This is a genomic window from Snodgrassella sp. W6238H11, from assembly GCF_016100525.1.
Classification (GTDB): domain Bacteria; phylum Pseudomonadota; class Gammaproteobacteria; order Burkholderiales; family Neisseriaceae; genus Snodgrassella; species Snodgrassella alvi.
This window is the reverse complement of sequence record NZ_JACFSH010000001.1, coordinates 1-19,733: the sequence shown is the minus strand read 5'-3', so window position 1 is coordinate 19,733 and position 19,733 is coordinate 1. Positions and strand designations below refer to the sequence as shown.

The following is a 19,733-nucleotide window of genomic DNA, read 5'->3' as shown; positions in this document are numbered from 1 at the left end:
ATATTATTTACCTGCAACCCCGTTTAACATATTATTCTCTTATATAATGCCTTTTATATAACAAACCAACATGAACGAAACCATTCACTGGACAGAAAACGCACAAAACATGCAGGCAGACTGGGGAGGCGACAGCCGCCATCCCGCTCCGAAACACATTCAGGCTATCACTCAGATCAGCGCTGAACAGGCGATTCAACTCATGCGTCAGCATACTGCATTGCTCTGGCGCGGTGATTATCATCAAGGTAAACAACTACTGGCTGCGATTAAAAAACGTGTTCGCAGTAAAGCCCGTATTCATACTGATTTTCATAAACATCGTTTGCAACAGGCTCAGCACAGCCGCCTGTTCCAGCTTCTATTAGTAGAGATTCAACCTCAGAGCATACTTAACAATAGTCGCGCACCAGACATTGCAGCTGCTCTGAACGACGTATTCGGCAAACCCAATCAGAACGCCCTACTTCTGCCATTGCATCTGTTATTAGGCTATATTGGCGCTTACGAGTGGCATAAAACCGGTGTTTCCGTTCCTGCATTGCAAGGACAAAAAATCCATGTTCCTTACGGTGTATTTTCGCCCGTACGCGGTGAATATCTTGAACTGGTTACCCATGCAGCACTTCCCTCTGCCTGTCTGACAGCATGGGACATCGGAACCGGCAGTGGCGTACTGGCGGCTATACTCGCACAGCGTGGAATACCTGAAATCATTGCAACAGATAATAACCCGCGCGCCATTGCATGCGCACAAGCAAATATAGAGCGTCTCGGTTTAAATAAACAAATTCATATTCAGCATACCAGCCTGTTTCCAGAGGACAAGGCCGATCTCATTGTCTGTAATCCTCCATGGTTACCCGCTAAGCCAAGCAGCGATATAGAAACAGCACTCTATGACCCCAACCATCAAATGTTGAAAACATTTCTGGAAAATGTCAGAAACCACCTCTCAGCAAACGGGCAGGTATGGCTGATTATGTCCGATATAGCTGAACATCTTGGCTTACGCCCCTCAGAAGCCTTACATCAATGGATAGAAGCAGCAGGGTTAAAAATTATTCATAAAATCGATACTCAACCCACGCATCAAAAAGCCCGGGAACAACATCATCCACTTTCCTATGCCCGTAATCGTGAAATCACTTCTTTGTGGCAATTGGGCATTCAATAAAACAGGTGTTTGCATAGTAATGCAAACACCTGTTTTATTCCTCATCAGTACATACAGACAAAAAATCTATTCACAGACATAAGCTATAATTTAGTAAACTTAATATCACCGGAAACCACTTTCACCGTCCAGCTCACCCTTAACACAAAAATTATTGATTTATTTAGAATTACAAGTCATAAATATCTTTTTCAGATATATCATCATTGCCTGACGCCAAATTGAAATTAATTTCAGTTCGTAAGAAATTCAGTTGAAAAGCATATATTTTAATTACTAATCCAGACACATATTGCAAAAACCTTCTGCTTTAATCAATATCTGCTTCATCATTTTTATTACTCAAAATACCATCTGTACTCTTTACCCGCAGATACAGTAAACCTTTTACTTAAACTATCTCAATACAATTCCAGATAATTACAGATATACTTAATATTGAGTGTAAATATACAACTGAATTCAAAGCTGAAATATATATCAATAAAACATATAAAATTTTGTATTAATTACTTATTACATTTCTATTACTTCCTGCTATTTATCTTTGAATAAAACATTGATTGCAGTAAGATATATTTTTCATTCCAAGTATATGAACAAAACCATTTCTTCATTGTATGATTTATCTTATTAAGAGATCATCAATTTAAATACACCACATCATTATGCATTACTTAATTGTTATTTGTTTGCTCACAGCATCCAATCTGGTCATGACTACAGCATGGTACTGGCATATTAAACCCAATAATTATCAATTTCCGCTTTGGCAGATTATTTTGATTAGCTGGGGAATTGCTCTATTTGAATATTGTCTTGCAGTGCCGGCCAATCATCTGGGGGCACATTGGGGGATAAAACCGTTTCAACTGAAGATTATTCAGGAAGTAGTGACACTGGTCGTATTTACCCTGTTTGCGATTCTTTATTTAAAAGATGAATTCAGACTTAACTATTTAATCAGCTTCGGCTTTATTCTTGGTGCAGTATATTTTGCTTTTAAACGCTAATCTGTAAAACCGCCGCCTGAACATCCAAATTTTTAAGGACGCAATCGCGTCCTTTTTCAAACACAGACTTATATCAAGCTTTAGGTAGAGTTACGCCCGTCTGCCCCATATATTTACCGGCACGATCCTTATAAGAAGTAGCGCACTCTTCATCACTTTCAAAAAACAATACCTGTGCCACCCCTTCATTAGCATAAATCTTTGCCGGTAATGGCGTGGTATTGGAAAATTCCAGAGTTACATAGCCTTCCCATTCAGGTTCAAATGGCGTGACATTAACGATAATACCGCAACGTGCATAAGTGGATTTACCCAGACAAACAGTCAGAACATTGCGCGGGATACGGAAATACTCCACAGTACGTGCCAAAGCAAACGAGTTAGGCGGAATGATGCAAAAGTCGTCTTCAACAGTTACAAAATTACGCGTATCAAAATTTTTCGGGTCTACAATAGTACTGTTGATATTAGTAAAAATCTTGAATTCGCGTGCACAGCGAATATCGTAACCATAGCTGGAAGTACCATAGGAAATGATTTTTTCACCGTTTAACTGCTTAATCTGATTAGGTTCAAACGGTTCAATCATGCCGTGCTCTTCACTCATACGGCGTATCCATTTGTCTGACTTAATACTCATGACAGTATCCTTAATAAATTTAGCGCATTATACCGAAGCCAATGCCACTGTTGCAGGCAAATTGCGACTATTTACGCCGTTTAAAGCCATTATTCCGGTAACCAGCCGCCCAGATGATGCACCAGCTCAGCAAGCAGATCGCCTAAGGCTTCTGACATCAGTATTTGTGATGCGAAGGTTATACTTTGCATATCGTCTCCCTGCCCTGCAGCTTCCTCCTGAATCACATCCAGAAACTGAATACGTTTAAGAGTAAAATCCTGCGTCAGCACAAAACGTACTCTGTCCTGCCAGCATAACCCCAACTGAGTAACAACCTTACCATTTTTGACCAGATTAACCACTTCCTCTGCGGTTAAATCCTGATGGCTGATACGAACTACTGGTGCAGCATCACCCAGTCCTTTGAGTTCACAATCACAGTCCAGCTCAAAATGACCGGCAGCATCTCCTCTTAACAGCCATTCCGTCATCAGACTGCCTGGCGACTGCTGAGTGCGTGGCAGCTTCGCTTCCAGCCCGCCCAGTGCCTCACGTAATTTCGTAAGCAGCATTTCAGCACGATTGGCATTGGCCTGATTAATCATTAATAAGCCGCGCTGAGTATCAATAATGGCTTCTGTTTTACCACTTTTAGTAAAAGCACGCGGTAACAAATCATCGGTGATGGTTTCTTTCAGTTCCATCTTCTCCTTACGCCCGACATTCCGCCCCTCAGCTTCTCGTATTTCATTAATTTTTTCGTCAAGAATATCGCGCACCACGGCTGCGGGTAATACTTTTTCTTCTTTTTTTAGCGCAATGCGCCACGTATTCTGTGCCGGAAATACCATCTCAGGGCTAAACGATACAGGACTGGCAAAACCAATACTGTCCCAATCCAATCCCATACACGGCTTAAACTGAGCTTCGGTCAGCTTATCAACCAAAGTTTCTAAATTCGGCAGATTGTCTTTATTGAGCGGATAAATACTTAATTGCTTAAACCACATGCGTAATTTCTTTCACAGCCAACTAGGAAATGAGTGATTATACGGCAGCTTGAACCTAAGTGCGTTATCTATACAACTTAATAAAAATAATAATTGCTCAAATAAATAACCAAGTTAATTTCTTCAAAAATATTAATATAGTATAAGAATTGACCTAGTTAATCATCTCAATAGCTTTATACACATCAAATTTATTGTACATAAAACAACACAAACTAATAAATTATTCCATTTCAAATTAAAAAAAGCCAAATAACTTGGCTTAAATATATATATGGTCGTAATATCTAAAAATATATTTACATAAAATGTGTATTAGGCAGTCAGCTTTTGTTTGTTAACTATTTCTATATGTTTTTAACATTGAATTAAAGTGGAATGGCATTTTATAAAATGGTGATTTTTACTTGTATAGCAATTTTTTTTTCATTAATAATCATCTTTTCCAATAAAAAGCAAAAACCACCAGCTCCAACATCACGCAATCGTATTCAGAAAAGCTCGGCTTCGCAAATAGCCAAACCTCATCAAGATAATATTTTGTCTGTAGAAACAGAATCTGAAAAATCAGAATATGATAGCAACACGCAACAACCCTATTCTCAAAATAATATCAATTCAGTTATTATCGAGTTATCGACTCAATATAACAATGATAAACAATCAGTTAATAAAAATGAAGATGATGAACTGGTAACTTTTACAATTACCTCCGATAATTATTCAAAAAAATCAGAAATTCAGGATATCGAAGACGGACGCTGGCTCCCGCAGGATAGTTCAATTACCATTCAAAACCGGGAATTGAACAAAGGATTTATTTTCTACGGCAGTAAATTAATGGGATTAAACGGATACAGTAGTGAAGATAGTTTGATTGATCCTGCTTTACCTGTGTCTAAACCAGTTGAAATTGAAAATGAGACTGAATTCTATACTGATGCTACATTATGCTATTGGCCAAGCTATTCAGAACTTTCTCCTCAATGTCGCGGGATATATTTAAATTGGCTGGCATCTGATCGTTCTCATCCCAATATGCCTATAGGCTATGTTTTCCTATATTTTTATGGTTTGGAACGTCGCATCATTGCCAACAAAAACTCCATTCATTTAATTGATACAAAAGAATATTTTGAAATATTTTATGAAATAATACGTTTACGGAAAATTTATGACAGTAATTATTCTTTCAATAATTATTCGGGCAATTTACTGGCATTAATGATCTATTTACGTCCAGCTATTACCAAACAGCTGAAAAATGAATTATTTCAATTTTCAAATGAATTATTTTTTAAACTGATACTGGCTGTAACAGTAAAAAATGAAAAACCTGTAAAGGCAAGCTTAGCGTTAGACTGGTTAGATTACACTCCTGAATATTATTTCAGAACAGCTGCACGACGCTGTAAAGAGGAGTTTCGACAGCTTTTCTTTCTGAAATTTAATGAACATTTTCCTGAGGGTATCCTGATTAAACCTAATAAGACAAGATTAAAAATCGACTATCAGGCTGCAAATCGCTCCATTGGTTTTTGCCAATGGGATAATCCCAATTTACCAGACCCAAGTATATTAACAAAACCTTTAAAAAGCTTGATTGCAATAGCGGAACTATGTACAAATTTACTGGGTGAATACAGCCGCTACTTAGCAAGAGAAAATTCTTCCCGTAATGATATTACTGCCCTAACTTTGTTGCCGGCAGAACTGTTTAATATAAACAATTCTCCTGTAATTAAACAGTTCAGAGCATGGGTCAATCATGTCTTGCTGGAGCAGAACGGTTTGGCTTCGGTAAAGGAATTTTGGAAAAATATCAATACTGAATTACCAAAAGCAATTAATAAAAAAGAAAATGAGCTGATGCAGCGGATGGCAAACAAATTTGGTTTAACTATAATACCTGATAGCCGCATACAAACAATTAAAATCAGTCCTGAAGATAAAATTGTACTACATGATTCTCCGAATTTAGTGAATTTTCAGCCTAGTGCAGAATTTCGATATACTGAGCTATTAATAAGACTGGGCGTAATCGTAGCAAATATTGATGGTTTCATTCATGAGAAAGAAAAAGAATTACTAAAACGTTTTATAGAATCTAATCAAAATTTACAAGATACAGAAAAACAGTATTTACAACTATTTCTAATATCGTGCTTGAATAATACTCATGGCATGCAAGGTTTAAGAGATAAAATAGCAAAACTTGATTCCAACCAAAGAAAAATTATTAGTCATCTGCTCATTTCCATCGCTCTGGCCGATGGTGATGCAGCACCCGCTGAAATCAAACAGATTGAAAAATTATACTCTGCTTTAGGGTTAGACAAATTTACCGTAGTCAATGACATTCACGCACTATCAGCATCCTCCAACAAAACTCGGCAAAAACAACCATTAGCAGCATCAGAAAATAATGAAACTGATACAGATAAAAAAAGCAATATTATCCTTGACTCGGCTATTCTTAAACTGCATGAAAGCGAAACCAGTGATGTGCAATCGTTACTAAGCTCTATATTTACTGATATTGAAGAAGAACCGATAGTACCTCAGCCTGAATTGCCGGATAACCAGAATCTTGATAGCACTCATCAACAGTTCTTAAACATTTTGATTACAAGAGAACATTGGAAGCGTGATGAATATATTGAATTATGCAAAAAATTTAATTTATTGCCCGACGGTGCAATTGAAACCATAAACGAATGGGCCTATGAATGTGTAGATGCACCACTTATAGAAGAAAATAATGATATTTATATAGATTTTGAAATATTAACTGAATTACAAGGATAAAATGATGACAGAAAAAAAAATCAGAGCAAAAGAAAGAGATGCAATTATTCAATCCCTGAAAGCAGGTGTTACTCCGAAAATCGGTATTCAGTATATACAGGTGGGAAGAGTTAATGAATTAAAAGCCATGATACAAGATATCCAGCGTATAGAAGATGGAGGAGCTGCTTTCAGGCTGATTATTGGTGACTATGGTTCAGGCAAAACTTTTTTTATGAGTGTAGTAAGAGCAATTGCACTGGAACGGAAATTTGTAACATTACATGCAGATTTATCTCCAGACAGACGCCTGCATGCTACTGGTGGTCAGGCCAAAAATCTCTACTCAGAATTAATGAAAAATATGTCTACACGTAATAAACCTGATGGAAACGCCCTGACCAGTGTTGTAGAAAAATTCATTACCCAAGTTCAGAAAGAAGCAGAAAGCAACGACTACAGTGTAGAGAAAGTTATTCATAAAAGACTCACAGCCATATCTGAAATGGTTGGAGGTTATGATTTTGCCAAAGTTATTGAAATATATTGGAAAGCAAGCGAAGAGGATAATGAGCATTTAAAAGCTTGTGCAATTAAATGGTTAAGAGCAGAATACAGCACCAAAACCGATGCCCGCAATGATTTAGGGGTGAGAACCATTATTTCCGACGCTTTTTTTTACGATGCTTTAAAAATAATGAGTCTATTTGTACGACAGGCTGGTTATAGCGGATTATTGGTTAATCTGGACGAAATGGTAAATTTATATAAGCTAAGCAATACACAGGCCAGAAAGTCTAATTATGAGCAAATACTACGCATATTAAATGATTGCTTACAGGGAAATGCTGAATATATTGGCTTCTTATTAGGAGGAACACCTGAATTTCTGCTTGATCCTTACAAAGGCTTATATAGTTATGAAGCATTGCAAACAAGACTTGCAGAAAATAATTTTGCTAAACAAGCTGACGTAATCGATTACTCATCCCCAGCATTACATTTAGCCTGTCTTTCCCCTGAAGAATTATATATTTTACTAAAAAATCTTCGGCATATTTATGCCTCAGGAGACAGTACTAAATACCTTGTCCCAGATGATTCTTTAACGGCATTTCTGATTCATTGTAACCAAACCATCGGAGAAGCCTATTTCAAAACACCACGTAACACTATTAAGGCATTTTTGGATATGCTTACCGTTATAGAACAACATCCAGAGATTTCATGGCAGCAACTGCTTGAATCACTCAAAATAGAAGAAGAAAAAAACTCTGATATGGAAATAGAAATTGAAAATGATGATAATCTGACAGATTTCAGACTGTAATGCAAAGCTATCATTTACTAAACCAAAAAGTAAAGAAGTGGATTTACCAGCAAGGTTGGAATAGCCTGCGAGAAATTCAGCAACTTGCTATTGCTCCGATACTTGCTGGAAAAACCGATGTACTAATTAGTGCCTCAACAGCTGCAGGCAAAACAGAAGCTGCATTTTTGCCTGCCTGTAGTAAATGCATGGAAATACAAAATGGAGTAAGTATCTTATATATCAGTCCATTAAAGGCATTGATTAATGACCAGTATCGTCGCCTTTATAGTCTGACGAAAGTGCTGTCGATGCAACTTACCCCATGGCACGGAGATATTCCTGCAAACCAGAAAACTAAATTTAAAAAATCTCCCTCTGGTATTCTGCTAATTACACCAGAATCGTTAGAATCAATGCTTCTCAATGATTCTGGCTGGTTCCGAAAAGCTTTTCAGTCATTGCAATATATCATTATTGATGAATTTCATGCTTTTATCGGTCAAGAAAGAGGCATACAATTATTATCACTGCTAACTCGTACTGAACACCTTATAGGCAAGCTAAAAACACCAGTTCCACGCATTGCCTTAAGTGCTACATTAGGCGATTTAAACAGTGTTCCTCTGTCGCTACGACCAAATCAAAGACTCCATTGCCAGATAATTCGCGAAACCCATGCTCATTCTTCACTTAAATTACAAGTACGTGGCTATATTGATCAATCTGAACGGGATGAGATAGAAAATCGTTTTTCTAAAACTACTAATGCTGTTACAGATCAAATTTGTCAGGACATATTTCGCTTTTGCCGCGGTAGTAACAATCTTGTTTTTGTTAACAGCCGACCAAAGTGTGAAAAAATTGCTGTTTGCCTGAGTGATATGTGTGAGCAAAAAAATCTGCCGAATGAGTTTTTCCCGCATCATGGCTCTTTAGCAAAATCATTTCGGGAATCCTTAGAACAACGTTTACAGAAAAGTTCACTTCCGACTACTGCAATTTGTACCATGACTCTTGAATTAGGAATTGATATTGGTAAAGTTAATTCGGTTATACAAGTAGGTAGCCCGCATTCAGTTTCTAGTTTGCGACAGCGGGTAGGACGAAGTGGCAGACGTGGCAATTCATCAATATTACGGATGTTAATAGCTGAAACAAAAAAAACAGAAACATCTAATTTTATCGATTTATTACATCTGGACTTAATTCAAGCTTTAGCGATGGTACGTCTGTTAATCAGCAGTAACTGGTTTGAACCAGTCGATAACGGCCTGCTTCATTTCTCAACACTTTTGCATCAAATTTTGTCTGTACTAGCTCAATGGGGTGGTATCCGGATAGAACAGCTTTACCAATTATTATGCAAGGAAGGACCTTTTCAAAACGTTACCACATCTCAGTTTAAAAGTTTGCTCAGACATATGGGTTCAGAGCAATTAATTGGCCAGACACACAACGATATTCTGATTTTAGGCGTAAATGGTGAAAAACTTGTTAACCATTATACTTTTTATAGTGTCTTCCAAACTCCACTTGAGTATCGGGTAATAACCAAAAATAAAACGCTAGGATCTATACCTGTCACGAATATACTCATAAAAGGGCAAAATATCATTTTTGCTGGCCAGCGCTGGCAAATAATCAGCATTGATATTACAGATAAAATCATTTTAGTTGATAAAACAAAAGGAGGAGTTCCTCCGACATTTCAAAATAATAGTTTAAATATTCATGAAACTATCCGTAAGGAAATGTATCAAATATTATGTGATGAAGATTTCAGGATATCAGCAGCAAACGGGAAAGCAGATTTTACCGATAATAATGCTAAAAACCTGTTTATTGAAAGCTGTCGTTTTTTTAAGTATTTTAAACTTTCTACAGAAAGATTAATCCAGTACGATAACACAGTATATATATTAACGTGGGAAGGAGACAAAGTTATTAATACCCTCTTTGCCCTTTTACACCGGAAAGATCTGACCCTAGCGATAAATAATGGAATAATCTTAGTATATGATGAATCAATTGAAGATGTGGAAAAAATATTAAAACAACTTGCAGAAGAAGATTTTGGTGAAGATTGGGCACTTGCACAACTTGTTCCAGAACAAAAACAGGAAAAATTTGACTCTTATCTTCCTGAACATTTGTTATTAATGAAATATGCCCGTCAGGCTTTTGATCTACAAGCAACAAAAAAATGGTTACAGCAATTTGCTCATACAAAATCAGAAATTACTAAAACATAATATTCATATAATAATTATTTTCAAATCAATAATTAAAGTTATTTTTCCGGCACGATGCGAATAAATCCAGCTGAGTTTGGTATTCACTGGTTTTCACATCCATTAGTCCCAATACTGAATGAAAAATATTATCATGTGAAAATTCTTGCTGATGCGCATGCCGGCGTAAGCAGTTCATATCCAGATTACTGATATCGGCAAAATCATGGTTTGCCCAGAACAGCATAGGTACACGGGTTTGCTCTTCCGGTGCAATAGCATAGGGTGTTGCATGCAGATATATACCGTTTTCACCCAAAGATTCTCCATGATCAGAAAAATACCACATCGCACTGGCCAGACCGGATTCATTTTGTAATAACTTAATTATTTCTGCCAATATATGGTCTGTATACAGCACCGTATTATCGTATGTATTACGCAATTGCTCCCTGGTACACTGCTGAATCTGATTCGTATCACACGTCGGTGTAAAGCGCCGGAATGCCTCAGGATAACGCTGATAATAAGCGGGACCGTGACTACCCATTGTATGCAATACCAGAACAGCATCATCAGGCATATTGGTAATCATATCGTGTAAATTAATTAACAGGCTTTCATCCAGACAACCATCACTATTACATTTCAAATTCGGAGCCCAGTCCCGCACATCCAGATGACGGATACGGTCACATACACCTTTACACCCGCCATCATTATCACGCCAGCTTACTGTAACTCCTGAACGTTGCAAAACATCCAGCAGCCCTTCCTGATGTTTTGCCAGATTAGCCTGATAATGCTGGCGTGGCATATTCGAGAAAAGACAGGGTAAAGACACAGCCGTTGCTGTACCACACGAACTAACCTGAGGGAAATTGACAACCTGATCACCCATAGCAGCAAGCTCTGGCGTAGTCTGACGCGGATAACCATTCAATCCCCAATTCTGAGTGCGCGTGGTTTCACCCATCACCAGTATCAATAACCTTTTATTCCCATGACGCTGATGACTGGCATCCAGCCCTATGCGTTGCAAAGGCTGATGAGCATCATATGAGTTATAAGCTGTTTTTACTGCTGCTCCGACAAAATTAGTGGGCACTATTAAATGATTCACAGTTTTATTATTCCGGAAAAAAGAGATATAACTGCCATACGCAAGCAGAATAAGTGTAAAAACCGTAATCAAAGAAACAATTATGACTACAATTCGTTTGCCGAATTCACGATACCATGGTTGTGTATAGTGAATAGTAACACCCCAGCAATACCACTGCGCCGGTAATAAGCCGGTAATGCCCAGCCACATCCAGAATTGAGGCGTCAGCCAGGCACCGGCTTCACCTATATTAGTTTGCATAATGTTTTGCAGCATATTGGCATCAAAATAAATATGCTGCATCATCACTGCATAGCTTACAGCTGAGCCCAGTAACAGAAGCAATGGCACCATCAACCGATGTAAATATGGCCAGAATAAAAACTGCATACAAAAATTCATTGCTGCCAGCATCACAACAGGTACGGTAAACCAGAAAATAACATTATTTTTCAGGGTTACATGCTGAAACAGATAGCTCCAGAAACCTACATTAAATATCAATAAGATATAAATACTGAGCAATAATATGGCCCGATTGCTGCTTAATACCCATTTCGACTGCATCATCAGCCCCTGTTAACTAAACAGCGGCAAGTGTAAAAAAACAGCCTTAAGTGAAGCTTAAGGTAAACCATGCCAATAAGCGGCATCATTGTGGTACGGTAATTAATATGTCTGCAAAGTACTAATTTGTACTTATCAGGAGCCCGAAATGAGCCAGTCATGGCATGATGAACAACATTTTTCTAACCGTAACAATTGGTTACGCGCAAGCGTTCTTGGCGCTAACGATGGACTGATTTCCACTGCCAGCCTGCTAATGGGGATGGCAGCAGCCGATCCGGATCAGCATACCTTGCTTATATCCGGTATTGCAGCGCTTGTTTCAGGTGCCGCCTCTATGGCTGCGGGAGAATATGTTTCCGTTTCCAGCCAGCGCGATACAGAAGCAGCTGATTTACGCAAAGAACTGGACTCACTTATCCGATATCCAGAAATAGAACTGGAAGAACTGGCTAATATTTATCGTCAGCGTGGTTTAAACAAAACACTTGCACAACAGGTTGCCGAAGCTCTAACCAAACATAATGCTCTTGAAGCCCACGCCCGTGAGGAAATCGGTATCACCGAAGTCAGTAAAGCCAATCCGCTTCAGGCAGCTTTGGCTTCTGCACTGTCTTTTGCTTGCGGTGCCTTGTTACCAGTATTACTATCTCTGTTAAGCTCTACCGTATGGCTGATGAGCATACTGTCTGTTACCACCATAGCCGGTCTTGGTATTCTGGGCTGCCTATCAGCACATCTGGGCGGAGCTCCCAAACGTCCGGCTGTAATCCGAATCGTCATATTAGGTGCACTTGCACTGGCCTTTACCAGCATGATAGGTCGGATTATTGGTATCACTATATGAAAAAATATGCGTATACTGATTCTTGAAGATGACAGAGACATTGCTGACGGCCTTACTGCCGGTCTGAGCCAGCAAGGTATGGCTTGCGATATTTTTGCATCCGGCCGCCTTGGAGAACAGGCATTAAGTGTAGCGCCATACGATGCTGTAATACTTGATTTAAGTCTGGCGGAAAGAGATGGTATGGACGTTTTAAGCCATTGGCGCAGCAAGAATCTCAGCACACCGGTTTTGATTCTCACCGCCCGCGATGCCCTGCCCGACAGACTTGCTGGTCTGAATGCCGGTGCTGATGATTATTTATGTAAACCTTTTGCGCTTGATGAAGTGATTGCACGTTTGCATGCGCTTATTCGTCGCAGTCAGGGCATCAGTCAGACCGAAATTAACTTCGGGCAGCTGAGTCTGAAACTTAACTCCTGTCATGCCTGCCTGTATGGCAAACCACTTAATCTTACCCAGCGTGAATGGCTGTTATTACAGCTACTCGTCACTCATCCGCAACATGTTTTCAGCCGCGCTCAAATCGAAGATAAACTGTATAGCTGGGAACAGGAAGTCGAGAGCAATGCCATAGAAGTACACGTGCATCATTTACGTAAAAAAATCAGCACAACCATTATTCGTACCCGGCGCGGACTGGGCTATCAGCTCGGAGAGGCACCTTGAAGCCAACCACTGCTATTAGTCGGCGCTTAATTATCTATCTTGGTATCACCCTGCCACTTCTATGGATTCTGACAGCCATCATTAGCGCAGTGGCAGTAATGCATGAAATCAATGAAGCCGGTGATACACAGATGAGTCAGCTGGCACAGCGATTATTACATACACCGATCAACCTCAATTCCAGCCAATATCCCGCTTTGCCATCTATCCCAAAATCACAGCGCGGGCTTATTGATGCCAAAGAATCAGGATACGCCATCTGGTATAAAGATAAACGGATTAATGCCGATGAAACAGGCCAGTCTATTCCCTATCAACCGGATTATCAGGGATTTATCAATCAGGGATACTGGTGGCAAAGCCATGCATGGCGTATTTTTTATCTGAATAGTCCTCAGCAGCAACTCAAAGTAGCCGTATCATTCAGTATGCACGAACGTTTGCAAACTGTATTGCGTGCAGTATGGTCTCAACTGGCAGTATCTATACTTGCTCTGCCGCTTTTACTATGGCTGATTGCATGGAGCGTACGCCGTGGTACACAGCCACTTCAGACATTGGCACAAACTCTGTACCATAGAGAACCGCACAGTATTACACCTCTTTCTAATATTGTACCTACCGAAATTCTGCCTATTATCAATGCATTGAATGATTTATTTCAGCGTATAGAACAATCTCGCGCACGTGAACTGCGCTTCACAGCAGATGCAGCACATGAACTGCGCAGCCCATTAGCTGCACTTAAAGTACAAACAGAAGTGCTGGCACTTACCAGCCTGAACGATGCTCAGCAACAGCGTGTACGCAGTATTGAACACAGCATCGACCGCACTACCCGCTTAGTCGATCAGCTTCTTACTCTTTCCCGTCTTGATCCACTTACCGAGTTACCCCATACCGAAGCAGTTAACTGGACAGATATTACCAATGACGCTATAGAGAGTGTCAGCTTGCTGGCACGTGAACGCCAGTGTCGTATCCTGCGGCAATTTAATACTGATGCGGCGGCAGTATTACCTATTTACGGTGACCATACCCTGCTGACTATTCTTATCCGTAATCTGCTTGATAATGCCATTCGCTATAGTCCTGAACACAGTATTATTAATTTAACCCTAAACACAAACTCTATCAGCATAACTAATCCCTGTAATGATATTGCCTCAGAAAACCTGAAACGTCTGCGTGAACGCTTTTTCCGGCCGGCAGGGCAAGAAAGCAGTGGCAGTGGCTTGGGACTGTCTATTGTTGATGGTATTGCTCAGCTGCATTGGCTGCAAATGGAATTAGATATAGTAAAGATTAGAAAGTATAAAAATGAAACTATTAATTTCCAGGTTAAACTGCAACAAAAAGCATCATAATACAATAATATTAACTAAGGATTTGTTTGTAAGACGGTGGGGCTTTTAGCTAATGTTTGCACTATTCTCTCAGCAACAGACTTGTTAATCGGCGCCCAAAATTCATATAAATGAACCAAATCTTATGTTAAGCGATTTTATTCACTCGACCAAAGAAAATATAGGCAATAACAGCAATAACACCAAATACAAGAGATACAAAAAACATTACATGGTAAGCATTGTTTACTGAAATTAATTGAGCTTGCGTCAGGTAGATAAGTATTCCTGATAATACTCCCCCAAATGCGCCGCCAATCTGCTGTACAACACGCGTGACAGCACTCGTGTCCTTAATTTGATTTTTACCACAAAACTCGAATGGAGAAGAGAGAACAGCAATCGTGGCGATGCCTAATCCGGAGCCTCGGACAGTAAAACCGATGATTTCAGGGGCGTTTCCACCAACTTGAATAATTAATATACTTATTGCTGATATTATTAATCCTACACCAATAATTAGAAATGAATTTATCTCACTTAGAGATTTATAAATAAATTTTCTAGCCAACCAGGCACCTACACCCTGCAGGGCAAGCAGCATACCAATATATGTAATAGATACATTATCCTTTATTGCTTGTATTAAAGGAAAAAAAATCATAAAACCAAAAAAGATAAGCGACGTCAGAAACCCCATCATTATTGACATTGAATATTGAGGACTATTAAATGCACTTAAATCGATCAGTTTACTGTCTGACTTGTTATTAGTAATAAGCGAAACCATCATCAAACCAATACCTAAAACCAGCATAATAATATTAGAAATATCAAAAAAATGCCCAGATGCGATATTTTTAATAGAGATAAAAAATAGAATTAAAGCAATTAAAAATGTCATAAATACATAAATATTCATATTGTATTTAGACGTTTTAATATTAGGTATTGTCGTCCTGCCAAAGAAAAAAGCCACAAGCACTAAAGGTATGTTAATAAAAAAAGCTATTCTCCAATTTAACTGTTCTGATATGATTGCTCCAAAAACTGGTCCTAATGCAGGGGCAAAGACTGACGGAATAGCAATCAATGCCATAACTGGCTTTAGTCTTTCCTTACCAAAATAAGTCGCTATTGTGGATTGAGTAATAGGAATTAATATTCCTGCACCAAAACCTTGTAGACATCTAAACAGGATTAAAGAAATCAGATTATATGAAAATCCAACCAATATAGAACCTACAAGAAAAACAAAAATTGAGCATATCCATGCTTTCTTGAGTCCAAATTTTTCATGTATATAAGGAGATAGTAATATACCTGCAGCACAGGCCAGCATATATACAGTAACAGCCCATTGTATATAAGCATAAGAGGCATTAATATCATTCGAAATTGAGGATAAAATAACATTAACAATGCTGCTATCCAGTAATGGCAATATACTAGATAGCGTCATAGCAAACACTAACTTTCTTTCTGCGGCCGTCAGCTCAACTGATTGTGCCATGTCAAACTCTCTCTAGATGATTAATAAATTTGTATAAAAACTATTATTTTGCACATCTACAACTTATCTATTTATTGCTAACTTGTTATCTTCAATACAATTAAGAGGCTTCAGGATAGTCAGTAGAATAGAGTTTTACTAACCAATTTAAGCCACAAAATATCCCATCGGGGCCATATAAATGAATACTCCACTCATTTCTCCACAGATCGCTTCTTCTGATAGCGAACCGATGATCATATCGACAGTCAGCCACTCTTCACAAAGAGTGACACAACGTCATGGTCATTCGAGAGGACAATTACTCGGCACATTACAGGGTTTAATTTCAATTGAAGCAGAAAATTGTCAATGGGTAGTGCCCGCAACTCATGGTGTCTGGATACCTCCGAATGTACAGCATAGTCTTCTTGGATCACATGGACCATTCGAAGGATGGAGCATTTATATACAAAAAAACGCATGTACTAAACTACCTGTCAAACCATGCGTTTTAGAATTATCTGACTTACTGCGTGAAGCAATTACACGAACCATGTCATGGCATAATTCAGAACTGGAACCAGAACAGAAGCGATTAATTGCCGTAATCCTTGACGAGATTAGAACAATGCCTCAAGTTGAGCTAGCACTTCCAATGCCCAAAGATATGCGTCTGTTAAAAATCGCTTTAGCTTTGTGTGATAATCCTGGTGATGATAGGAAAATAAACGACTGGGGCATCTGGGCTGGCATTTCCCGACGCTCATTAACACGTCGGTTTACAAATGAAACCGGGTTTAACTTCACAGAATGGCGTCAGAAACTGCGCATGTTAAAAGCGTTAGAATTGCTTGCTGCCGGAAAACCAGTCACAGAAATATCTTTATATTTAGGTTATGACAATATTAGCGGGTTTATTGCTATTTTCCGACGAAATTTCGGGGTAACGCCGGGAAACTACCAAAAAGCCATGAGAAACCGCTTCTCATATCGAAACTTTACTCACACTACTATCTAAAATAATAATCATATTAATAGTAAATTAAAATAATTTCGATATATTATGTAATATTACTAGATTAGAATAAACTATAACATTGATATTAAATTTAATTAGAATTTCAAATTAAATAATAATAAACAATCAGATAACTGAATAATAGATTGCAATAAAATTAAAATTGCACATTTAAAATATGCAATATTCATTTATTGGTTACTTACCCTTTCAACCTTTATAAAAATACAATTATTAATAAAATTAAGCTGCATCAGAACCGTCATTCTGATGCAGCTTGCAGAGTTTAAATCTGTCAACTTTGTAGCCTGATTGGCCTAATCAGGCTACATTTGTACTTACCTTTTCAGATAAAATTCATTTATTGTTCACGAATTACCCGGTAAGTAGGCTGATTTTCATCGATTTCGATTTTTTTCAGTTTATCACAACTAGGCGTACCAGCGAAGTCTTTAAATGGCGACTCCTGCTCATTTTTACAATTTTGTTTCAGGCGAATTTTATCAAATTGAGAAGGTTTATATGCAAAAGCATTGCTAAATGAAAAAGATAACAGTAATGTTAAAAGAATACATGTTAAATCAGTTTTCATTTTATGAATTCCTTCTCAAAGAGAATAAAATTTAACCTATACAACTTTTATTTACTATTTAAATAATCCCAAATATAAGACAAACTTTCTCTAACTTGAAAGTTATTAGTATCACTTCCTTGATAAATGGCACGATAATTACCATAATCAATTACTTTATTAACCATATCTCTGTTAATAAGTGCTTTACACCCATTAGCTGCAGTAACAGTAAAATAAACCATATTTTCACCTTTGTAAATAAATATATAATAATTGATATGTTGTTTAAACAACAAAAATATTATATCATAAAATATTTATTTATACATAGGTTTAACTAAACTTAACCATTTATCAATTTGTTATGAATATATCATTAATTGATTTTAATTTTTATAAAATTTATTCAAATAAATTTTATTATTTAATTTGTCTTTTTAAAAACAAAGCAAAGTAATATCAAAGTTGACAATATAATAATTCTGATAAAGAGATATTTCTTATAATAATTAAAACTGTTAGAATTACTTTTCATACTTGTGAAAATGATATATGTTTATACAAATTGTAGTATCATATACACTCTAACACATATTAATGCGCCTATCGTCTAGAGGCCGAGGACACTACCCTTTCACGGTAGCAACCGGGGTTCGAATCCCTGTAGGCGTGCCATTCGTTCTTACTATGAACCGCTTTTGCATTCACAATCCGTTCAGGTATATAGTTTATAACTTTTTCATCATCAAATACTTCAATACTCTCTATAAATGATTGTAATAAAATCCTTATTTTTCGTACATTCTTTAGATTTGTTATGATATCCCGCAGAGCTTTAACAGCTGAATCAATTTCAATACCAGATGGCTCCACAAAGACAGGTTCAGCAGATATTTTTTCCTGTTCAATTAATAGAGCTCTTTCTCTTTCATCTTAATTTGATATTTGCTTCATAATTGAACTTACTTCATCTGAACTGTTCTCAATTATATTTATTAACGTATCACGTTTACGCTTTACATCGTTCAGTTTATTCTTAATGAATTCAATTTGTTTTTTTCGTTCAGAAATTTTAAGCATAGATATTGGCCATTCTATTTATATTTTTTAATTATATTTTATATAAATAAAATAATATTAATAATAACTAAAATTTATAATATACTTAATTAAATTGTATTTATTTAATAAATTGATTAATTTTTGGCTATATAACTTACTGTTTGGTTCACGAAGTATTAAGACATTAATTGATTAGAAATATATTGGTTTCCATTATTAACACATTTCAATAATACCTAATATGGATTTATAAGGTATCAATTATGAATAAACAAACACTAAAGGCTAAACCATTAGGTCGTTGTCCGTTTTGTTATAAAAAAATCCGAGCAACAATTTTAGTTAAAAATAAATTTAGAAGAGATATGTGTAAATGTCCAAATTGTGGAAAAATCATTTATGTTTGCAGAAACTTTGTATGTAAAAATTATGCAGCGGGAGGGAAATATTATGATTTTGAGCTTTGTCCTAGGTGTGCAGCGTTTATTTTAATATTCCTTGAGGCAATCGGCTAGTTAAGTTTTTCCCACATTTCTGATCAAGTTCGCTGATCGATATCAGTCTCACAGATCAACATCTGGTCACGCAAACGCTGCAATGTTGTTATATGTAAATTGCCGGCATAAATCAGTTTAATCTTCACAATACCTTGCTGATTTTTTTAGTGTATAACCTTACTAAGCTCACGGTACTTGTAGCTTCTTCGCTCACCTTGCTCGCCCCCTGTCAACGTAGCACTAAGTGCGGAATGCATCCGCTGTGTGCATTAACAATAGAAAATAAAAATTTCCCAGTTTCCAGACTGATATTGTGTGTAAATACCCCATTGTTAGCACACAAACCAAGTAGAAAATCATGCTATTTGTTTCATGTTTCTATATTCAATTGGTGTCATATT

16 protein-coding genes and 1 tRNA gene are annotated in these 19,733 nt (G+C 37.4%); 11 read left to right on the top strand and 6 right to left on the bottom strand.

The window, feature by feature from the left end:
* The first annotated feature begins 70 nt into the window (after positions 1-70).
* Together H3V00_RS00085 and H3V00_RS00080 are read left to right on the top strand one after the other, a co-directional pair.
* Positions 71-1,177, top strand: a complete 1,107-nt coding sequence (locus H3V00_RS00085; RefSeq protein ID WP_232335913.1) for a class I SAM-dependent methyltransferase — start codon at positions 71-73, stop codon at positions 1,175-1,177.
* A gap of 668 nt (positions 1,178-1,845) precedes the next feature.
* Positions 1,846-2,190 (top strand): DMT family protein, encoded by a 345-nt coding sequence (locus H3V00_RS00080; RefSeq protein WP_084548254.1) that lies wholly within the window; start codon positions 1,846-1,848, stop codon positions 2,188-2,190.
* 73 nt (positions 2,191-2,263) lie between these two features.
* On the opposite strand, the gene dcd is transcribed toward H3V00_RS00080, so the two are convergent.
* Positions 2,264-2,830 (bottom strand): dCTP deaminase, encoded by a 567-nt coding sequence (dcd, locus tag H3V00_RS00075; RefSeq protein ID WP_025330196.1) that lies wholly within the window; start codon positions 2,828-2,830, stop codon positions 2,264-2,266.
* Between the two features lie 89 nt (positions 2,831-2,919).
* Positions 2,920-3,822, bottom strand: a complete 903-nt coding sequence (locus H3V00_RS00070; RefSeq protein WP_198206729.1) for a recombination-associated protein RdgC — start codon at positions 3,820-3,822, stop codon at positions 2,920-2,922.
* A gap of 378 nt (positions 3,823-4,200) precedes the next feature.
* On the opposite strand from H3V00_RS00070, the gene H3V00_RS00065 reads away from it, so the two are divergent.
* From H3V00_RS00065 to H3V00_RS00055, 3 genes are read left to right on the top strand one after another with little or no spacing between them, the layout of a single operon-like run.
* Positions 4,201-6,630, top strand: coding sequence for a TerB N-terminal domain-containing protein (locus tag H3V00_RS00065; protein ID WP_198206730.1), 2,430 nt, complete (start codon positions 4,201-4,203; stop codon positions 6,628-6,630).
* 1 nt (position 6,631) lies between these two features.
* Positions 6,632-7,939, top strand: a complete 1,308-nt coding sequence (locus H3V00_RS00060) for an ATP-binding protein (protein ID WP_198206731.1) — start codon at positions 6,632-6,634, stop codon at positions 7,937-7,939.
* Positions 7,939-10,173 carry a DEAD/DEAH box helicase gene (locus H3V00_RS00055; protein ID WP_198206732.1) on the top strand — a complete coding sequence of 745 codons (2,235 nt, stop codon included), beginning with the start codon at positions 7,939-7,941 and terminating at the stop codon, positions 10,171-10,173. The genes H3V00_RS00060 and H3V00_RS00055 overlap by 1 nt, the downstream gene beginning before the upstream one ends.
* A 25-nt stretch (positions 10,174-10,198) precedes the next feature.
* Here H3V00_RS00055 and H3V00_RS00050 read toward each other — a convergent pair whose 3' ends face one another.
* A complete protein-coding gene (locus tag H3V00_RS00050; RefSeq protein WP_198206733.1) occupies positions 10,199-11,827 on the bottom strand; it encodes a phosphoethanolamine transferase in 1,629 nt (542 codons plus the stop codon).
* Between the two features lie 145 nt (positions 11,828-11,972).
* Between H3V00_RS00050 and H3V00_RS00045 the strand changes: the two genes are divergently transcribed.
* From H3V00_RS00045 to H3V00_RS00035, 3 genes are read left to right on the top strand one after another with little or no spacing between them, the layout of a single operon-like run.
* Positions 11,973-12,671 (top strand): VIT family protein, encoded by a 699-nt coding sequence (locus H3V00_RS00045; RefSeq protein ID WP_084553865.1) that lies wholly within the window; start codon positions 11,973-11,975, stop codon positions 12,669-12,671.
* Positions 12,672-12,677: 6 nt separating this feature from the next.
* On the top strand, positions 12,678-13,340 hold the full coding sequence (locus tag H3V00_RS00040) for a response regulator (protein ID WP_037475621.1): 663 nt from the start codon (positions 12,678-12,680) through the stop codon (positions 13,338-13,340).
* Complete coding sequence (locus H3V00_RS00035; protein WP_198206734.1) at positions 13,337-14,707, top strand: histidine kinase dimerization/phospho-acceptor domain-containing protein; 1,371 nt, start codon at positions 13,337-13,339, stop codon at positions 14,705-14,707. The genes H3V00_RS00040 and H3V00_RS00035 overlap by 4 nt, the downstream gene beginning before the upstream one ends.
* A 127-nt stretch (positions 14,708-14,834) precedes the next feature.
* Here the strand turns inward: H3V00_RS00035 and H3V00_RS00030 are convergent, their stop codons facing one another.
* Positions 14,835-16,199 carry an MFS transporter gene (locus H3V00_RS00030; RefSeq protein WP_198206735.1) on the bottom strand — a complete coding sequence of 455 codons (1,365 nt, stop codon included), beginning with the start codon at positions 16,197-16,199 and terminating at the stop codon, positions 14,835-14,837.
* Positions 16,200-16,380: 181 nt separating this feature from the next.
* Between H3V00_RS00030 and H3V00_RS00025 the strand changes: the two genes are divergently transcribed.
* Positions 16,381-17,199, top strand: coding sequence for a helix-turn-helix domain-containing protein (locus tag H3V00_RS00025; protein ID WP_198206736.1), 819 nt, complete (start codon positions 16,381-16,383; stop codon positions 17,197-17,199).
* Positions 17,200-17,560: 361 nt separating this feature from the next.
* Here H3V00_RS00025 and H3V00_RS00020 read toward each other — a convergent pair whose 3' ends face one another.
* Both H3V00_RS00020 and H3V00_RS00015 read right to left on the bottom strand, forming a co-directional pair.
* Positions 17,561-17,791, bottom strand: a complete 231-nt coding sequence (locus H3V00_RS00020; RefSeq protein WP_025330182.1) for a hypothetical protein — start codon at positions 17,789-17,791, stop codon at positions 17,561-17,563.
* A 47-nt stretch (positions 17,792-17,838) separates the two neighbouring features.
* Positions 17,839-18,015, bottom strand: a complete 177-nt coding sequence (locus tag H3V00_RS00015; RefSeq protein ID WP_172349974.1) for a hypothetical protein — start codon at positions 18,013-18,015, stop codon at positions 17,839-17,841.
* Positions 18,016-18,372: 357 nt separating this feature from the next.
* Here H3V00_RS00015 and H3V00_RS00010 point away from each other — a divergent pair.
* Positions 18,373-18,448, top strand: a tRNA-Glu gene (locus H3V00_RS00010).
* A 650-nt stretch (positions 18,449-19,098) separates the two neighbouring features.
* Complete coding sequence (locus H3V00_RS00005; RefSeq protein WP_198206737.1) at positions 19,099-19,350, top strand: hypothetical protein; 252 nt, start codon at positions 19,099-19,101, stop codon at positions 19,348-19,350.
* Positions 19,351-19,733: the final 383 nt, after the last annotated feature.